The 16,881-nt window shown below is 66.9% G+C and carries 14 protein-coding genes; 6 read left to right on the top strand and 8 right to left on the bottom strand.

Going from position 1 to position 16,881, the window contains the following annotated elements; translation table 11 throughout:
• Nucleotides 1-101: 101 nt before the first annotated feature.
• The 4 genes from hisA to hisB are packed head-to-tail and all read right to left on the bottom strand — an operon-like array spanning nt 102 to nt 2,578.
• Nucleotides 102-845 (bottom strand): 1-(5-phosphoribosyl)-5-[(5-phosphoribosylamino)methylideneamino]imidazole-4-carboxamide isomerase, encoded by a 744-nt coding sequence (gene hisA, locus KYK29_RS12805; RefSeq protein WP_254691295.1) that lies wholly within the window; start codon nt 843-845, stop codon nt 102-104.
• 1 nt (nt 846) lies between these two features.
• Nucleotides 847-1,488 (bottom strand): imidazole glycerol phosphate synthase subunit HisH, encoded by a 642-nt coding sequence (gene hisH / locus KYK29_RS12800; protein ID WP_254691294.1) that lies wholly within the window; start codon nt 1,486-1,488, stop codon nt 847-849.
• Nucleotide 1,489: 1 nt separating this feature from the next.
• On the bottom strand, nt 1,490-1,966 hold the full coding sequence (locus KYK29_RS12795; protein WP_254691293.1) for a DUF2628 domain-containing protein: 477 nt from the start codon (nt 1,964-1,966) through the stop codon (nt 1,490-1,492).
• An 18-nt stretch (nt 1,967-1,984) separates the two neighbouring features.
• The gene (gene hisB / locus KYK29_RS12790; protein ID WP_254691292.1) at nt 1,985-2,578 is read right to left on the bottom strand and encodes an imidazoleglycerol-phosphate dehydratase HisB; all 594 of its coding nucleotides are present in this window, start codon (nt 2,576-2,578) and stop codon (nt 1,985-1,987) included.
• Between the two features lie 182 nt (nt 2,579-2,760).
• Here hisB and hslV point away from each other — a divergent pair, with 182 nt between their 5' ends.
• The 5 genes from hslV (at nt 2,761) to KYK29_RS12765 (ending at nt 10,353) form a co-directional block, all read left to right on the top strand.
• Nucleotides 2,761-3,321: an ATP-dependent protease subunit HslV gene (gene hslV / locus KYK29_RS12785; RefSeq protein ID WP_254691291.1), complete on the top strand. Its 561-nt coding sequence runs from the start codon at nt 2,761-2,763 to the stop codon at nt 3,319-3,321.
• A gap of 115 nt (nt 3,322-3,436) precedes the next feature.
• The gene (gene hslU / locus KYK29_RS12780) at nt 3,437-4,744 is read left to right on the top strand and encodes an ATP-dependent protease ATPase subunit HslU (RefSeq protein ID WP_254691290.1); all 1,308 of its coding nucleotides are present in this window, start codon (nt 3,437-3,439) and stop codon (nt 4,742-4,744) included.
• 178 nt (nt 4,745-4,922) lie between these two features.
• Nucleotides 4,923-5,870, top strand: coding sequence for a DUF1402 family protein (locus KYK29_RS12775; protein WP_437437252.1), 948 nt, complete (start codon nt 4,923-4,925; stop codon nt 5,868-5,870).
• 142 nt (nt 5,871-6,012) lie between these two features.
• On the top strand, nt 6,013-8,019 hold the full coding sequence (locus tag KYK29_RS12770; protein WP_254691289.1) for a hydantoinase/oxoprolinase N-terminal domain-containing protein: 2,007 nt from the start codon (nt 6,013-6,015) through the stop codon (nt 8,017-8,019).
• Between the two features lie 168 nt (nt 8,020-8,187).
• Nucleotides 8,188-10,353: a malate synthase G gene (locus KYK29_RS12765; protein ID WP_254691288.1), complete on the top strand. Its 2,166-nt coding sequence runs from the start codon at nt 8,188-8,190 to the stop codon at nt 10,351-10,353.
• An 80-nt stretch (nt 10,354-10,433) separates the two neighbouring features.
• On the opposite strand, the gene KYK29_RS12760 is transcribed toward KYK29_RS12765, so the two are convergent.
• On the bottom strand, nt 10,434-11,099 hold the full coding sequence (locus KYK29_RS12760; protein WP_254691287.1) for a L,D-transpeptidase: 666 nt from the start codon (nt 11,097-11,099) through the stop codon (nt 10,434-10,436).
• Nucleotides 11,100-11,432: 333 nt separating this feature from the next.
• Here KYK29_RS12760 and KYK29_RS12755 point away from each other — a divergent pair, with 333 nt between their 5' ends.
• Complete coding sequence (locus KYK29_RS12755) at nt 11,433-11,963, top strand: MmcB family DNA repair protein (protein ID WP_254691286.1); 531 nt, start codon at nt 11,433-11,435, stop codon at nt 11,961-11,963.
• 134 nt (nt 11,964-12,097) lie between these two features.
• Here KYK29_RS12755 and KYK29_RS12750 read toward each other — a convergent pair whose 3' ends face one another.
• The 3 genes from KYK29_RS12750 to hrpB form a co-directional block, all read right to left on the bottom strand.
• Nucleotides 12,098-12,640: an ActR/PrrA/RegA family redox response regulator transcription factor gene (locus tag KYK29_RS12750; RefSeq protein ID WP_254691285.1), complete on the bottom strand. Its 543-nt coding sequence runs from the start codon at nt 12,638-12,640 to the stop codon at nt 12,098-12,100.
• A 129-nt stretch (nt 12,641-12,769) separates the two neighbouring features.
• Nucleotides 12,770-14,074: an ActS/PrrB/RegB family redox-sensitive histidine kinase gene (locus tag KYK29_RS12745; protein ID WP_254691284.1), complete on the bottom strand. Its 1,305-nt coding sequence runs from the start codon at nt 14,072-14,074 to the stop codon at nt 12,770-12,772.
• 40 nt (nt 14,075-14,114) lie between these two features.
• Nucleotides 14,115-16,583 (bottom strand): ATP-dependent helicase HrpB, encoded by a 2,469-nt coding sequence (hrpB, locus tag KYK29_RS12740; RefSeq protein ID WP_254691283.1) that lies wholly within the window; start codon nt 16,581-16,583, stop codon nt 14,115-14,117.
• Nucleotides 16,584-16,881 lie beyond the last annotated feature (298 nt).

The raw sequence follows: 16,881 nt of genomic DNA, 5'->3' as shown, positions 1-16,881 counted from the left end.
GGCCTCCTTCTCGTTGTTTGGCGCGTCCTCGCCGCGATGCGGCTGCGGGCGTCGCGGGCCGTCCTTGACATCGAGGCAGGGGAGGACATGGGTCTCGAGCGTCATGCGGCTTCTCCCCGCGCGGCGCGGACGACCGCCAGCGCTTCGGCGGGATCGATGCGGCCGTCATAGAGCGCGCGGCCGGAAATCGCGCCTTCGAGCCTGCTTGCGTCGGGAGCGACGAGGCGGTGGATATCGTCCATCGAGGCGAGCCCGCCGGAGGCGATGACGGGGATGGAGACGGTGTCCGCCAGTTCCAGCGTCGAGGCCCAGTTGATGCCGGTGAGGATGCCGTCGCGGTCGATGTCGGTATAGATGATGGCGGCGACGCCGGCGCCCTCGAACTTTTTCGCAAGCTCGATCACGCCGAGTTCGGACGCTTCCGCCCAGCCCTCGACGGCGACCTTGCCGCCCCTGGCGTCGATGCCGACGGCGACCTTGCCCGGGAATTTGCGGCAGGCCTCGATGACCAGCGCCGGATCGCGCACGGCGACGGTGCCGAGGATGACCCGGGAAAGACCGCGCGAAAGCCAGCTTTCGATATGATCCAGCGTGCGGATGCCGCCGCCGAGCTGCACCGGGTTCTTCGTCGTCTTGAGGATCGCGTCGACAGCCGCGCCGTTGACGCTCTCACCCGCAAAAGCGCCGTTGAGATCGACGACATGCAGCCATTCGAAGCCCTGGTCCTCGAAGGCCTTCGCCTGCGCGGCCGGGTCGGGATTGTAGACGGTGGCCTGATCCATGTCGCCGAGCTTGAGGCGAACGCATTGGCCGTCTTTCAGGTCGATGGCGGGAAAGAGGATCATGTCAGGGTTTCCAGTGCAGGAAATTGGCGATGAGGGAAAGGCCGAGCGCCTGGCTCTTTTCCGGGTGGAACTGCGCGCCGGCCTTGTTGTCGCGCGCCACGAAGGCGGTCATCGGCCCGCCGTAGTCGACCGTGGCGACGACGTCTTCCGGACGTTCTGCGGCAAGGTGATAGGAATGCACGAAATAGGCGTGCAGCGCCGGTGAAATACCATGAAGAAGGGGGTGCGGCCGCCGGTAGTCGAGCGTGTTCCAGCCGATCTGCGGGATTTTCAGCGCCGGGTCGGCCGGCGTCATCCTGACGACGTCGCCCGCAATCCAGCCGAGCCCCGGCGTCACGGACTTTTCGAGCCCGCGCGCGGACATGAGCTGCATGCCGACGCAGATGCCGAGAAAGGGACGTCCCCCGGCGTCGACCGCCTCGTTCAATGCCTCCACCATCCCGGGCACGGCGTCGAGGCCGCGCCGGCAATCGGCATAGGCGCCGACGCCGGGCAGGACGATGCGATCGGCGGCGGCGACCCGCTCGGCCCTGTCGGTCAGGTCGATTGTGGCGTCGAGACCGCTTTCGCGCGCGGCCCGCTCGAAGGCCTTGACGGCCGAACGGAGATTGCCCGATCCGTAGTCGATGATCGCAACGCGCATGTCAGCGCCCTTCCCCGAAGCTCACCAGCCCGAGCATGGGATCATGCCGGCCGGCGGAAGCCGTGGATGCCGGCATCCCGGGTCGGGGCGTTTCCGGCCGGGCCTGCGCGGTTTCGGTGTCGTCGTAATAGATTTCCTCGGCCGTATCCCGGTCGTCGGCGGAAATCACCGCGTCGAGCGTCCAGCCTTTCCGCTCCAGCCGGGCGAGCAGCATGGACGGCCCCTCCAGCGCCACCAGCAGTCCGACGGCCAGATGAAGACCGAGGCTTGCCGGCCCGAAGACCGGATGGCCGCCGACAGCCGCGGCGAGCGACTGCACGGCGAAGGCGAGCGCGGCGGCAAGCCAGGCCCGGCGCCACAGCAGCCAGACGACCGGCAGGAAGAAGGCGAGCCAGGAGAAGCGGTCGCGCAGGAAGCGCGCGTTCTCATCGCGCGTCGCGGCGCCCGGCGGTGTCAGAACGAGGAACGTCGTGGCCATTCGCAGGCCTCCTGATGGTCAGGCCAGCGTGCCCTTGGTGGAGGGAACGCGGCCAGCCTGGCGGGGATCGATCTCGGTGGCGCTGCGCAGCACGCGGGCGACGGCCTTGAAGCACGTCTCCGAGATATGATGGTTGTTGGCGCCGTAGATGTTCTGGATATGCAGCGTTATGCCGGCATGCTGGGCCAGCGCCTGGAAGAACTCGCGCACCAGTTCGGTGTCGAAGGTGCCGATCTTCGGGGCCGAGAAGTCGACGTTCCAGACGAGGAACGGCCGGCCGGAGACGTCCACGGCGGCGCGCGTCATCGTTTCGTCCATGGCAAGGTCGAGCGAGGCGTAGCGGGTGATGCCGCGCCGGTCGCCGAGCGCCTTCGCGATGGCCTGCCCGATGGCGATGCCGGTATCTTCCACCGTATGGTGATCGTCGACGTGACGATCGCCCTCGGTGCGGATCTGCATGTCGATGAGCGAATGGCGTGACAGCTGTTCGAGCATATGGTCGAAAAAACCCACGCCCGTCGAAATGGTCGACGCGCCGGTGCCGTCTATGTTGACGGTCACCGAAACGGAGGTCTCGTTCGTCTTGCGCGAAACGCTGGCTGTGCGGCTCATCGGATTCTCCGGTCTGCGATTGCCGCTCCATAACAGGGCTCCAGGCAAAAGACCAGTATCCAGGCCCGTGCCGCTTGTGTTTCCCGCCCGTTTGCAATTGCCGGAACGCTGCTTAAATAGAAGGGGCGAAGCCGTCCTTTCGACGGCGTATTGCCCGGTTGCGGGCCATCGAAGGTATGCTGATGAGCGAACATGATCCCTATGCGAAGATGCACGCCACGACGATCATCACCGTCCGCAAGGGCGGCCAGGTGGTGATGGCGGGCGACGGCCAGGTCAGTCTCGGCCAGACGGTGATGAAGGGCAACGCCCGCAAGGTGCGCCGCCTCGCCAAGGGCGACGTGATCGCCGGTTTCGCCGGCGCGACCGCCGACGCCTTCACCCTGCTCGAACGGCTGGAGGCCAAGCTCGAACAATATCCCGATCAGTTGATGCGCGCCGCCGTGGAGCTTGCCAAGGACTGGCGGACCGACCGCTATCTGCGCCGCCTCGAGGCGATGATGCTGGTCGCCGACAAGTCCGTCACCCTGGCGCTCACCGGCAATGGCGATGTCCTGGAGCCAGAGCATGGCACGATGGCCATCGGCTCTGGCGGCAATTATGCCTATGCCGCCGCGCGCGCGCTGATGGACAGCGACAAGTCGGCGGAGGAGATCGCGCGCCGCGCCATGCAGATCGCCGGCGACATCTGCGTCTACACCAACCACAATATCGTGGTGGAGACGATGGATGCCGACCGCTGAGAAGCCCGGCGTCATGTCTGTGATAAACGACCTGTATGGGTCGATGATAAATGACCTGTAGGGGACGGCCCGGCGCTGATGATGGCCCGGGACCGTCGCCAGAAATTGGAACCTTATGTCTAGTTTTTCCCCCCGCGAGATCGTTTCCGAACTCGACCGCTATATCATCGGCCAGAAGGACGCCAAGCGCGCCGTCGCCATCGCGCTTCGCAACCGCTGGCGCCGCCACCAGCTTTCGCCGGATCTGCGGGACGAGGTGATGCCGAAGAATATCCTGATGATCGGCCCGACCGGTGTCGGCAAGACGGAGATCTCCCGCCGTCTCGCCAAGCTTGCCGGCGCGCCCTTCGTCAAGGTCGAGGCGACCAAGTTCACCGAGGTCGGCTATGTCGGCCGCGATGTCGAGCAGATCGTGCGCGATCTGGTCGAGGTCGGCATCGCGCTGGTGCGTGAGAAGAAGCGCGCCGAGGTGACGGCCAAGGCCCATATGAACGCCGAGGAGCGGGTGCTCGAGGCTCTGGTCGGCGCCACCGCCTCTCCGGCGACACGCGACAGTTTTCGCAAGAAGCTGCGCAACAACGAACTCGACGACAAGGAAATCGAGGTCGATGTCGCCGATACCGGCGGCCTGCCGGGCGGCTTCGATATCCCCGGCATGCCCGGGGCCAATATCGGCGTCCTGAACCTGTCCGAGATTTTCGGCAAGGCGATGGGCGGGCGCACGAAGAAGGTGAAGACGACGGTCAAGGACAGCTACAAGATCCTGATCGATGACGAATCCGACAAGCTCCTCGACAATGAGGTGATCCAGCGCGAGGCGATCCATTCTGCCGAAAACGACGGCATCGTCTTCATCGACGAGATCGACAAGATCGCCGCCCGCGACGGTGGGCTGGGGGCCGGCGTTTCCCGCGAAGGCGTGCAGCGCGACCTGCTGCCGCTTGTCGAGGGGACGACGGTGGCGACCAAATACGGGCCGGTCAAGACGGACCATATCCTGTTCATCGCCTCGGGTGCCTTCCACGTGTCGAAGCCGTCGGACCTGCTGCCGGAATTGCAGGGCCGCCTGCCGATCCGCGTCGAGCTGCGCGCGCTCACCAAGGAGGATTTCCGGCGCATCCTGACGGAGACCGAGGCAAGCCTCATCCGCCAGTACAAGGCGCTGATGGAGACGGAAAACGTCATGCTGGAATTCACCGAGGACGGAATCGACGCGCTTGCCGACGTCGCCGTGCAGCTTAACGCCAGCGTCGAGAATATCGGCGCGCGGCGGCTTCAGACGGTGATGGAACGGGTGCTCGACGAAATTTCCTTCGAGGCGCCGGACAAGTCCGGGGACAAGCTCGTCATCGACGCTGCCTATGTCGGCGAGCATGTCGGGGCGCTTGCCGCCGATACCGACCTGTCGCGCTACATTCTGTGACGTTTCGGCACCGGCGGCGGCGAAAGCCGCCGCCACGCCGGCCTTTTTGAAGCGCAGCGCTCTCGACAGCCGCGCTGTCGCGGCCTTAAGGCTGAGCCTGTTCGCCATCGCTTCGCCATGGCCGACCTGCATCGATCGAGACCATCGCGGAGATCGCGACAAGACGGGAATCCGGACCGTGCGACGTTTCTCTCTAGTGCTTGCCCTTGCCGCCGTCCTCCTGGTGCAGAACCCGCCGGCGGCCTCGGCCGCCGACCCGGTTCCGCCGGGCAACCGCAATGCCGAGCAGCCGGCCGTTCCCGGCGCCTCCCTGCGCCGCACCCGGGCGGGCCGCACGTCCTTCGATGCCAAATACGACAAGGTGCGCGACCTGCTGGCCAGCGACCGCGCCCTGACAGGCAAGATCCGCAAGATCGCCGGCCAATACGGCATCGCGCCGATCCACATGGTCGGCGCCATCGTCGGCGAACATACCTACAACGTCGACGCCTACGACCGGCTCCAGAGCTATTATGTCAAGGCGGCCTCCTATGCGGGCAATTTCCGCTTCGCCTACGAGCGCGAGTCGATCGGCGATTTCGTCGCCCGGCCGGAGTTTTCCCGCTGCGCCGGCAAGAAGGGCTCCTACGCGCTGTGGACCTGCCGCGAAGGCGTGTGGAACGCCACCTTCAAGGGCCGGCGCGTCGGCGGCAAGACCTATCCGAACAACCGTTTCAGCGCCGTCTTCTTCCAGCCGTTCTATGCCGGCCAGACCTTCGGGCTCGGCCAGATCAACCCGCTGACCGCGCTGATGCTGACCGACGACGTCGCCCGGATCTCCGGCTACGATCCGCTTGACGAGAACGATGCGGCCGGCGTCTACAAGGCGATCATGGAGCCGGACATCTCGCTTGCCTATATGGCGGCGGCGATCCGCCGGTCGATCCAGGCCTATCGCGATATCGCCGGCGTCGACATTTCCGGCAATCCCGGCCTTACCGCCACGCTCTACAATCTCGGCAGTCCCGAATCCCGCGCCCGCGCCTTCGTGTCGCGGCGGGCGGCCGGAGAGGCGAACTGGCCGGAAGAGAATTATTACGGCTGGCTGGTCAATGACCGGCTCGATGAGCTGAAGGGCCTGATCTGAGTCGCGCAAGCAGGCTCCTTCCCTCCTGTTCCATCGCAGACTGCCTCTTTGTTGCACCGGCATGTCGCCGGCAGAACGATGGCCGGGGTCCGGCCGTGCCATAACGCCGGGGAGAAGCCGGCCGGTGAATGGAAGACCTGATGTGACGGAACAACTGCTGCTTGGAATCGATACCGGCGGGACCTATACGGACGCCGTTCTTTATAGCGAGACGGCCGGCGTGGTGGCGCGGGCGAAGGCGCTGACCACCCGCTACGATCTTGCAGTCGGCATTTCCGGCGCCGTCGAGGCGGTGCTGGAAGAAACGCAGGCTCCCGTTTCGGCGATCAGCCTCGTATCGCTCTCGACGACCCTTGCCACGAATGCGCTGGTGGAAGGCCAGGGCGGCCGGGCCGCTCTCGTGATGATCGGTTTCGGCGAGGACGACCTGACGCGCGGCGGCCTCGCCGAGGCGCTGGGCAACGATCCGGTCGTGTTCCTGCCGGGCGGTCACGACGTGCATGGCGACGAGCGGCCGCTCGACCTGTCGGCGCTCGACGCGGCCTTGCCGGAACTGGCGCAGACCGTGTCCTCCTTCGCCGTCGCCGGCTATTTCGCGGTGCGTAACCCGGCCCATGAGGAGAAGGTGCGCGATCATATCCGCGCCGTCTCGCAACTGCCGGTGACCTGTAGCCACGAACTGACGTCCAAGCTCGGTGGCCCCCGGCGGGCGCTGACCACGCTGCTCAATGCGCGCCTCGTCTCGATGATCGACCGGCTGATCGGCGCTTGCGAGGATTATCTGGCGCGTCGGGGTATCGATGTGCCGATGATGGTGGTGCGCGGCGATGGCGCGCTGATCGCCGCAGCGGAGGCGCGGCTGCGGCCGATCGAGACCATCCTGTCGGGCCCGGCGGCAAGTCTCGTCGGCGCGCGGCACCTGACGGGCCTCGATGCGGCGGTGGTTTCCGATATCGGCGGCACCACCACGGATGTGGCGGTTCTCGACGGCGGCCGCCCGAAGCTCGATGTCGAGGGCGCCGTGGTCGGCGGTTACCGCACCATGGTCGAGGCCGTGGCCATGCGCACCTTCGGGCTCGGGGGCGATTCGGAAGTGCGGATCGACGATCGCGGCCTGCTGGCGAAGCTCGATCTCGGGCCGCGCCGTTTCCTGCCACTCTCGCTTGCCTCCACCCAGCATCCGGGAACCATCGTCCCCGTGCTCGAACGCCAGCTCCGGGCTCTTCACGCCGGCCGCTACGACGGCCGCTTCGCCGTCAGGACCGGTGTCCCCGCACGGCTGGCGAGCGGCCTGCAACCGCAGGAACAGGCGCTTTACGATCGCATCGGCGCGACCCCGGCGCCGCTTGCCGACCTGCTCGCCTCGACGCTGCAAAGGGTGACGCTCGACCGGCTGGTGGCGCGCGGGCTCGTGCATATCTGCGCCGTCACGCCCTCCGACGCCATGCATCTGCTCGGTGGACAGGGCCAGTGGGACGGCGAGGCCGCCCGCCTCGGGCTTGAGCTTGCCGCCCGCACGAAGGACGGCGCCGGCTTTCCCATTGCCGAAGGGGCGGAAGCGCTGGCGCGGCGCATCGTCGACCGGCTGACCCGCCAGTCCTCCGACGCGGTGCTTTCGGCCTGTCTCGACAGCGACGGGGCCGAGGGCATTGATCCGGTGCGCTCGCAGCCCGTCGACAGGGCGCTCCATCGCCGGCCCGGTATCGTCCAGTTCCGCGTCGGTCTCGACCGGTCGCTGATCGGCCTCGGCGCATCCGCGCCGGTCTATTATCCGGCGATCGCCGATATGCTCGGCGCGCAATCGGTCATTCCGGCCGACGCCGGCGTCGCCAATGCCGTCGGCGCGGTGGTCGGGCGGGTCCGGGCGGCGGTCACGGTCTTCGTCACCATGCCGGAAGAGGGTAATTTCATCGTCAACGGGGCAGGGGAAAGCGCACGGCTGAGTGACGAGGCGGAAGCCTTTTCCGTCGCCCGGGAGCGCGCGCTTGCCGCAGCGCTTGCCGCTGCCCGGGCAAACGGCGCGGACGAACCGGCCGTCAGTCTCGTCGAGGAAATCGACGCGCCGGAGATCAGGGGCCGGCGCAAGCTGGTCGAGGCCCGATTCATCGCCACCGCCAGCGGCCGGCCGCGTATCGCGCAAGAGGCGTGAAACCGTTTCATTTTTCACGAAATCGCACGGTAAGCCCGCAGCTTGCCGGGCGATCTTATACGAAATGGAATAAATCATTCATGCCATTTCCGCATTGACCGGAACTGAAAGCTCTGGAAAGTGGCACTATCCGAGAACTCTCCCCCTTGCCAGATCGGAGCTATGCCAATGAGTTATATCGAACGAGCCGGCCTTTCGGTCGACAGCGCGCTGCATGATTTCATCGTAAACGAGGCGCTTCCCGCCACGGGTGTCGAGGCCGAGGCGTTTTTCACCGGCTTCGCCGCCATCGTGCACGACCTCGCGCCGGAGAACCGGGCGCTGCTGGAAACCCGCGATCGCCTGCAACAGCAGCTGGACGGCTGGTATCGCCAGCACGGCGCGCCTGCCGATCTTGCCGCTTACGAGGCCTTCCTGCGCGAAATCGGCTATCTCTTGCCGGAGGGCGCGGATTTTGCCGTCACGACCGCCCATGTCGATCCCGAGATCGCCAGCCTTGCCGGGCCGCAGCTCGTCGTCCCGGTGACGAACGCCCGCTATGCGCTCAATGCCGCCAATGCGCGCTGGGGCTCGCTCTACGATGCGCTCTATGGCACGGATGCGATCCCCGAAACCGGGGGCGCCGAAAAGGGGCGCGGCTACAATCCGCTGCGCGGCGAGAAGGTGATCGCCTGGGTTCGCGCCTTCCTCGACGAGAGCGTTCCGCTGGCCGGCGGTTCCTGGCGCGATGTCTCCGGGCTTGCGGTGGAAGGCGGCGCGCTGGCGGTGACGCTCGGCGACGGCGTCAGGACCGGGCTTGCCGATCCCGCGAAGTTCGCCGGCTATCTTGGCGAGCCGGCCGGCCCGCGCCATGTGCTCCTGCGCAACCACGGCCTGCATGTGGAAATCCGCATCGACGCCACCACGGTGATCGGCAAGGCCGATCCGGCTCATATTTCCGATGTCCGGCTAGAGGCCGCCCTGACCACGATCGTGGACTGCGAGGATTCGGTTGCCGCCGTCGACGCCGCCGACAAGGTGGCGGCCTATCGCAACTGGCTCGGCCTGATGAAGGGCGATCTTGCCGAGGAGGTCTCCAAGGGCGGCCGGAGCTTCACCCGCCGCCTCAATCCCGATGTCGATTATCAGGCTCCCGACGGCTCGGGCTTTTCGCTGCGCAGCCGCTCGCTGATGCTGGTGCGCAATGTCGGTCACCTGATGACCAATCCGGCAGTGCGCGACCGGGATGGCAACGAGGTGCCCGAGGGCATTCTCGACGCGATGGTCACGGCGCTGATCGCGCTGCATGACATCGGCCCGGCCGGCTCTCGCCGGAATTCGCCGGCCGGCTCCCTTTATGTCGTCAAGCCGAAGATGCACGGGCCGGAAGAAGTCGCCTTCGCCGACCGGCTGTTTGCCCGTGTCGAAACGGTGCTGGGCATGGCGCCGAACACCATGAAGATGGGCATCATGGACGAGGAGCGCCGCACCACGGTGAACCTCAAGGAGTGCATTCGCGCCGCCCGCGCCCGCGTCGTCTTCATCAACACCGGTTTCCTCGACCGCACCGGCGACGAGATCCACACGTCGATGGAGGCGGGCCCGATGATCCGCAAGGGCGACATGAAGCAGGCGGCCTGGATCGGCGCCTATGAGAACTGGAACGTCGATATCGGCCTTGCATGCGGCCTGTCCGGCCATGCGCAGATCGGCAAGGGCATGTGGGCCATGCCGGATCTGATGGCGGCCATGCTGGAGCAGAAAATCGCCCATCCGAGGGCCGGCGCCAATACCGCCTGGGTCCCCTCGCCGACGGCGGCGACGCTGCACGCCACTCACTACCACAAGGTCGATGTGGCGGCGGTTCAGGCGGAACTGCGCGACCGCCCGCGCGCGAAGCTCGCCGACATCCTGTCGCTGCCGGTGGCCGTGCGGCCGAACTGGACGCCGGAAGAGATCCAGAACGAACTCGACAACAACGCCCAGGGCATTCTCGGCTATGTCGTGCGCTGGATCGATCAGGGGATCGGCTGCTCCAAGGTTCCGGACATCCATGATGTCGGTCTGATGGAGGATCGGGCGACGCTGCGCATCTCGGCCCAGCACATGGCCAACTGGCTGCATCACGGCGTCATCACCGAGGTGCAGGTCGTGGAGACGATGAAGCGTATGGCGGCGGTGGTCGACGGCCAGAACGCCGGCGATCCCGACTACCGGCCGATGGCCGCCGGCTTTGACGCTTCCATCGCTTTCCAGGCCGCGCTCGACCTGGTGCTGAAGGGGCGCGAGCAGCCGAACGGCTATACCGAGCCGGTGCTGCACCGCCGCCGCCTGGAAAAGAAGGCTCGAGGCTGAAACAGGGCCGGATCATGATCGAAGAAGCCGCCGGATCGCTCCGGCGGCTTCTCCGTTTCCTGTAATGGCGGTGTGTCGGCCTACTGCTGGACGACGACGCGGGCGCCCCGGCCGGGACGGACGCGCTTGTAGAGGTCGATGATGTCCTGATTCATCAGGCGGATGCAGCCGGAAGAGGTCGCCGTGCCGATCGAGGTCCATTCGGGCGTGCCGTGAAGACGGAACAGCGTGTCCTGCCCCTTCTCGTTGAAGAGATAGAGCGCGCGCGCGCCAAGCGGATTGCGGAGGCCGGGGCCCATGCCGTCCTTGACGTAACGGGCGACCTCGGGCCTGCGCACCGCCATTTCCTGCGGCGGATGCCAGCTCGGCCATTCCTGCTTCCAGGCGACATAGGCCTCGCCCTGCCAGGCGAAGCCGGCCTTGCCGACGCCGATGCCGTAGCGCACGGCCTTGCCGCCGGGCAGAACGTAATAGAGGAAGCGGTTCGGCGTGTTGACGACGATCGTGCCGGGCCTCTCGCTTGTCTTGTAGTCGACGATCTGGCGATGGAACTTCGGGTTCACCTTGGTGATCGGGACAGCCGGCAGGGCATAGCCGTTGTCCTCGACAGGGCCATATTCCGATGTGAAGATAGCGTCGGTGGCGACCTTCTCGCCGGGTGCGCCGCCGGTCGTGGCGGAAGAACATCCGGCAAGCGCGACGGCTGCTGCGAGGCCGCACAGAAGGAATGCATTGCGAAGGCGCATGGGATTCTCTTGAAAAGGGATTGGAAAGCTCAAGGGTGCAGAACTTTCACCGATCATGGTTTATTTTCGATTAAACCGTGCAATGCAAGCGGGTGCGCTTCGGCACGGGCCTGCCCGCGAGCAAAAAGCCGGCACATTGCTTTTTTGCAACAATGGGCCCGGATGCCGGTTGCCCGCAACACGTCCGTTCGATGCCAAGCACGCCGGCGTGCGCCGTGCAACGGTTGGCCGGACGTCTCGTCCGGCCCTGCACGCAATCCACGCAACAGGGTTAAAAAAGTCTTTCGGGAGCGCAGGTGCGGCGGGAGGCGATAAGCAGGAAAGGTCACGGCCATGACGATCGTCTCGATCCATAACGACAATCCGCTGATCGACGGCCGTCAGTCGGACCGGGCGATGATGGTGCGCCGCGGCGTGCAGCGCATGCTGGCGGAAATGCGCCATGCGGTTCTGCCCGAGCTGACGCTTGCCGGCGGCCGGCGCGCCGATCTCGTCAGCCTGTCGGTGAAGGGGGAAATCTGGATCGTCGAGATCAAGACGTCGGTGGAGGATTTCCGTGTCGATCGCAAATGGCCCGACTATCGCCGCCATTGCGACCGGCTGTTCTTCGCCACCCACAAGGACGTGCCGCTCGATATCTTTCCCGAGGACTGCGGCCTCATGCTTTCCGATGGCTATGGCGCGCATATCCTGCGTGAGGCGCCGGAACATCGTCTGCCCGCGCCGACGCGAAAGAGCGTCACCTTCGCTTTCGCACGCGTGGCGGCGGGCCGGCTGCTGGCCGCCGAGCTTGCCACCGATCCCCGGCGCGACGGGCCGGAGCTTTCCGCCATTGTCGCAGGCCGGCGGGATGAGCCCGTCTGATATCGAGCGGTTCCGGCTTTCACAGGTTCGGCAGAGCCGCTCTATCTCTTTGTTTCAGCCGCATTTCCGGACGCAAAACCGTTTCACACGTTTGCTGGAGATGCTCCGGGTGTCGGGGAGCGGGGGCTCCGATCCTACTTCGGCGCGCGCTTGGCGAGGATGCGTTGCAGCGTGCGCCGGTGCATATTGAGCCGGCGCGCCGTTTCGGAGACGTTGCGCTCGCACATTTCGTAGACCCGCTGGATATGCTCCCAGCGCACCCGGTCGGCCGACATCGGGTTTTCCGGCAGTTCCGCCTTTTCGCCGGGCCGCTGGGTCAGGGCTGCGAAAATGTCGTCCGCATCGGCCGGCTTGGCGAGATAGTCGACGGCGCCGAGCTTCACGGCATTCACCGCGGTCGCGATATTGCCGTAGCCCGTCAGCATGATGATGCGCGTATCGTCGCGCCGCTGGCGGATCGCCGCAATGACGTCGAGCCCGCTGCCGTCGCCGAGCCGGAGATCGACGACGGCATATTTCGGCGTGTTGGCCCGCGTCTTGGTGATGCCTTCGGCCACCGACTCGGCGGTGTCCACCTCGAAGCCGCGCGCTTCCATCGCCCGGGCGAGCCGTCGCAGGAAGGGGCCGTCGTCATCGACGAGCAGCAGCGAGCGATCCGGGCCGATATCGTCCCTCATGCTCTCGCCTGCGTCCGTATTGCTTCCGTCGCCGGATTCAATCATCGTTCTCACCATTTCCGTTTTTCAAGATACCTGCGTCTCTTTCGTCGGGACGACTGTATCGCCCTTAAGATATGACGGGTAAAGTCATTTTGCGAGCGCTGTATCCATTCGTGCGCGTGGCCATTCCACCGTGACGCGCGCCCCGGGCCGGTCGCCGGTGCGATTGGCGAAGGCGAGACGCGCGCCGGAGCGTTCCAGCAGGGTCTTGGCGATGAACAGTCCGAGCCCGAGCCCGCCTGCCCGTTCATCGCGCTGACGCTTGGTGACATAGGGGTCGCCGATGCGGTGGAGGATGTCGGCGGCAAACCCCTCGCCATCGTCCTCGATGACGATGGTCACCCGGTCCGGCGTGTGGCCCACCGTCACGGTCACTTCCGCGCGCGCGTGGTCGACGGCGTTTTCGATGAGGTTTCCGAGCCCGTAGAGAATGCCGGGATTGCGATGGCCGACCGGTTCGTTCTCGCGTCCGTTGGTTTCGCTGAACGTGATGCGGATGCCGAATTCCCGGTGCGGCGCCATCACCTCCTCGAGGAGGGAGGAGAGCGGCAGAAGCCGCATATGCGCCTCGTCCTCGGAGGAGAGCGTGGTCAGCCGGCGCAGGATGTCGCGGCAGCGTTCGCTCTGGCTGCGCAGCAGCTGCACGTCCTCGCCGAAGCGGTCGTCTTCACCCAGCTCCCGCTCCATCTCCCGCGCCACGACGCTGATGGTGGCGAGCGGCGTGCCGAGTTCGTGCGCCGCCGCCGCCGCCAGCCCGTCGATCTGCGACAGGTGCTTTTCCCGCTGCAACACGAGTTCCGTCGCCGCCAGCGCGTCCGACAGTTCGGCCGCCTCCTGCGATACGCGATAGGAGTAGAAGGCGGCGAAGGCGGTGGTGGAGACGATGGCGAACCAGAAACCGGCCGTCAGGATCGACGGTATCACCAGCGTTTCGCCCGGAAACCACGGCAGCGGAAAGGGCGTGAAGGCGAGCGCCGTGATGCCGAGAAAGGCCATGAGGCCGAGTGTCAGGCTGTAGCGGACCGGTTGCAGCGACGAGGAGATGATGACCGGCACGCAGACGAGCGGCGCGAAGGGATTGGCAAGGCCGCCGGTTATGAAAAGCAGCGCGGTGAGCTGGCTGAGATCGAGGCCGAGCAGCGCGCAGGCCGCCGCCGGTGTCAGCCGATGGGCCGGCGCGAAGCGCAGCGCCAGGAAGAAATTCACCGCCGCCAGCAGCCCGATCAGCGCGATGACCGGTAAAAGCGCCATGGGAAAATCGAGCCAGACCGCCACCACGACCACCGTGACGGCCTGGCCGGCGACCGCCAGCCAGCGCAGGCGGATGAGGGTCTCCAGCCGGAGCCTGCGCCCGGCCGCTTCGAAGCCGATGTCCATAGAGGCTGATGTCATGGCGGATCTCCTTGCGTTGCGGGTAGCGTGCCGGCAACCCTCATGCGCCGCGCGGCTTGGTGCGTGTGGTGGGGGCGGCTGCGGCCGGATCCTCCGGCCAGGGATGTTTCGGATAGCGCCCGCGCATCTCCGCCCGCACGTCGCGCCAGGAGCCCGCCCAGAAGCCGGGAAGGTCGCGGGTCGTCTGGAGCGGGCGGCGGGCGGGCGAAAGCAGTTCCAGCAGCAGCGGCCGGCGGCCGCCGCCGATCGTCGGATGCTGGCGCAGGCCAAACAGCTCCTGCACGCGGATCGCCAGCGCCGGTTCGTCGCCGTCGTAGCGGATCGGATGGCGCTGGCCGGTCGGCGCCTCGAAATGGGTCGGGGCGAGCCGCGCCAGATCGCGGTCGGCGCCGGGAGGCAGCAAGGCCATGAGGCCATGCTGGAGGGTCGCAGGCTGGATGTCGTCGAGGCCGCGCGCCTCCTGCTGGAACGGCTCGAACCATTCCTCCAGCCGGTCGATCAGCGCCGCGTCGCCGGTCTCCGGCCAGGGCGCGCCGATGGAGCGGTGCAGAAAGCCGATGCGCTCGCGCAATTGCGCCGTCTCGCGAGAAAAGGGCAGGGCCTGAAGCCCGAGCTGGCGGACCCCGTCGGCAAGGGCTTTCGCGGCCATCGGGCCGGCGGGGCGCGGCAGCGGCGTTTCGTCGAGGATCATTGCCCCGAGCCGGGTCACGCGGCGCGCGCGGACCTGCCGGCTCGACCGGTCGAACACGCATTGGTCTTCACGCACGATATTCCGCGCTAGCGTCGCCTCGATCGTGGCGCGGTCGACCTCGGCGGCGGCAAGGATGCGCTGACGGCCGGCCTGGCCGGTCAGATCGGCGATGACGATCGTCTCGCAGCCGGCCAGCCGCTCGGTCTCCAGCAGTTCCGCGCCCCGGCCGTTCGCCATGACGAAGCGCCCGCGCCCGCCGCGCTGGATCGCCACCCGGTCGGGAAAGGCATGAAGGAGTAGTTGTCCGGGCAACGGCCCTCCCGCCCCATCGGGCCTTCCGGCATCGCCTGCCATGCGTCGCGCCAACCGCCGGGCGGCGTCCGCCCGCTCGCCTTTCTCGCTTCGGAAGCGCCGCAGCCGCTCCTCGAGGTCGATGGCATTGCCGCCCAGACCCTGCTCCGTCAGCAGTACGGCAAGCTCCGCCGCCCCTCGCGCCGCCCCGCCGCCGGCGTGAAGGACCATGGCGGCGAGGCGCGGCGGCAGCGCCAGCGTGCGGATGCGCCGTCCCGCCGGCGTCAGGGCGTTCCTATCGTCCAGCGCCCCGAGCAGCTTCAGCAATGACCGCGCCTCCTCCACCGCCGCCGCCGGCGGCTGGTCGATGAACCGCAGGGCGGCGGGATCGGTTACGCCCCAGAAAGCGAGGTCGAGCAGGAAGCCGGACAGGTCGCTCGACAGGATCTGCGGCGGTGTGAAGGCGGGAAGCGCCGAAGTCTGGCCGGCGTGCCAGAGGCGGATGGCGATGCCGGGCTGTGTGCGCCCGGCACGCCCGGCGCGCTGCTCGGCGGAAGCGCGCGAGACGCGCGTCGTCTCCAGCCGGGTGATGCCCGTCGAGGCCTCGAAGACCGGCAGCCGTTGCAGCCCGCTGTCGATGACGATGCGCACGCCGTCGATGGTGAGCGACGTCTCGGCGATCGAGGTCGCCAGCACGATCTTGCGCTGGCCGTCCGGCGCGGGCCGGATCGCCATATCCTGCTCCCGCTGCGTCAGGCTTCCGTAGAGCGGCGCGATCACCGTATCTTCGCCGAACCGCCCTTCGAGCCGTTCCGCGGTGCGGGCGATTTCCGCCTGTCCCGGCAGGAACGCCAGGATCGACCCGGTTTCGCCGCGGTGCGCCGCGATGATGGCGCGGGCCATGCCGTCCTCTATGCGCTCCCCGCCCGGACGGTCGACATGCCGGATCTCGACGGGAAAGCTTCGCCCCTCGCTGCGGATGACCGGCGGATGGTCGAGCAGCGCGGCGACCCGTTCCACGTCGAGCGTCGCCGACATGACGAGGAGGCGCAGGTCCTGGCGCAGGGCGGCCTGTGCGTCGAGGGCCAGCGCCAGTCCGAAATCGCCGTCGAGCGAGCGCTCGTGGAATTCGTCGAACAGCACGGCGGCGACGCCGTCCAGCTCGGGGTCGTCGAGGATCATGCGGGCGAAAACGCCTTCCGTCACCACCTCGATACGGGTCCTTTGCGAGATGCGGCTGTCGAGACGCATACGGTAGCCGACGGTTTCGCCGGTCGTCTCGCCGAGCAGCGCGGCCATGCGGCCCGCCGCCGCCCGCGCCGCCAGCCGGCGCGGTTCGAGGAGGATGATGCGGCCATCGCCCCGCCAGGGCTGATCGAGCAGGAAGAGCGGCGCCACGGTCGTCTTGCCGGCGCCGGGCGGCGCCGACAGGATCGCCCGGGTTCCGGCGGAAAGTACGGCGGCGAGCGGATCGAGGGCCGATGCGATCGGCAATCGCGCCGCTGCCTTGTAGATTGCGTCTTTCATGCCGTCGCGCCTCTGTATGCCGCTCGTGCCATCGTTTCGTGCATAGCCTGTGCGCGCGCCGGCGAAAAGAGCGCTTGGCCGGTCGGCGTCGGGGAAGCCGTCGGCTTCGGCCTGCCGCCGTGGGAAGGCCGCCTCGGCTTCCATTCTCGCTTCATTTTAGAAATCCCCAATGATTTCAGCCACTTAAAATATATTTGTTTTTTTCAGTTTTGCGGTGTTGACTGTTCATGGTTGGTGGGCTTATAACGCCGCTCATCGACGAGGGCGTTGGGCGCTTCTGGCGGCCGACGAACTTGTC

It is taken from the genome of Shinella daejeonensis (genome assembly GCF_024281235.1).
Classification (GTDB): Bacteria; Pseudomonadota; Alphaproteobacteria; order Rhizobiales; family Rhizobiaceae; genus Shinella; species Shinella daejeonensis.
This window is presented reverse-complemented; position numbering and strand designations above follow the sequence as displayed.

Bases quoted from the DNA above. Each gene is read 5' to 3' on its own strand.
- hisA (WP_254691295.1), bottom strand. From the start codon at position 845: ATGATCCTCTTTCCCGCCATCGACCTGAAAGACGGCCAATGCGTTCGC.
- hisH (WP_254691294.1), bottom strand. From the start codon at position 1,488: ATGCGCGTTGCGATCATCGACTACGGATCGGGCAATCTCCGTTCGGCC.
- KYK29_RS12795 (WP_254691293.1), bottom strand. From the start codon at position 1,966: ATGGCCACGACGTTCCTCGTTCTGACACCGCCGGGCGCCGCGACGCGC.
- hisB (WP_254691292.1), bottom strand. From the start codon at position 2,578: ATGAGCCGCACAGCCAGCGTTTCGCGCAAGACGAACGAGACCTCCGTT.
- hslV (WP_254691291.1), top strand. From the start codon at position 2,761: ATGAGCGAACATGATCCCTATGCGAAGATGCACGCCACGACGATCATC.
- hslU (WP_254691290.1), top strand. From the start codon at position 3,437: ATGTCTAGTTTTTCCCCCCGCGAGATCGTTTCCGAACTCGACCGCTAT.
- KYK29_RS12765 (WP_254691288.1), top strand. From the start codon at position 8,188: ATGAGTTATATCGAACGAGCCGGCCTTTCGGTCGACAGCGCGCTGCAT.
- KYK29_RS12760 (WP_254691287.1), bottom strand. From the start codon at position 11,099: ATGCGCCTTCGCAATGCATTCCTTCTGTGCGGCCTCGCAGCAGCCGTC.
- KYK29_RS12755 (WP_254691286.1), top strand. From the start codon at position 11,433: ATGACGATCGTCTCGATCCATAACGACAATCCGCTGATCGACGGCCGT.
- KYK29_RS12750 (WP_254691285.1), bottom strand. From the start codon at position 12,640: ATGAGGGACGATATCGGCCCGGATCGCTCGCTGCTGCTCGTCGATGAC.
- KYK29_RS12745 (WP_254691284.1), bottom strand. From the start codon at position 14,074: ATGACATCAGCCTCTATGGACATCGGCTTCGAAGCGGCCGGGCGCAGG.
- hrpB (WP_254691283.1), bottom strand. From the start codon at position 16,583: ATGAAAGACGCAATCTACAAGGCAGCGGCGCGATTGCCGATCGCATCG.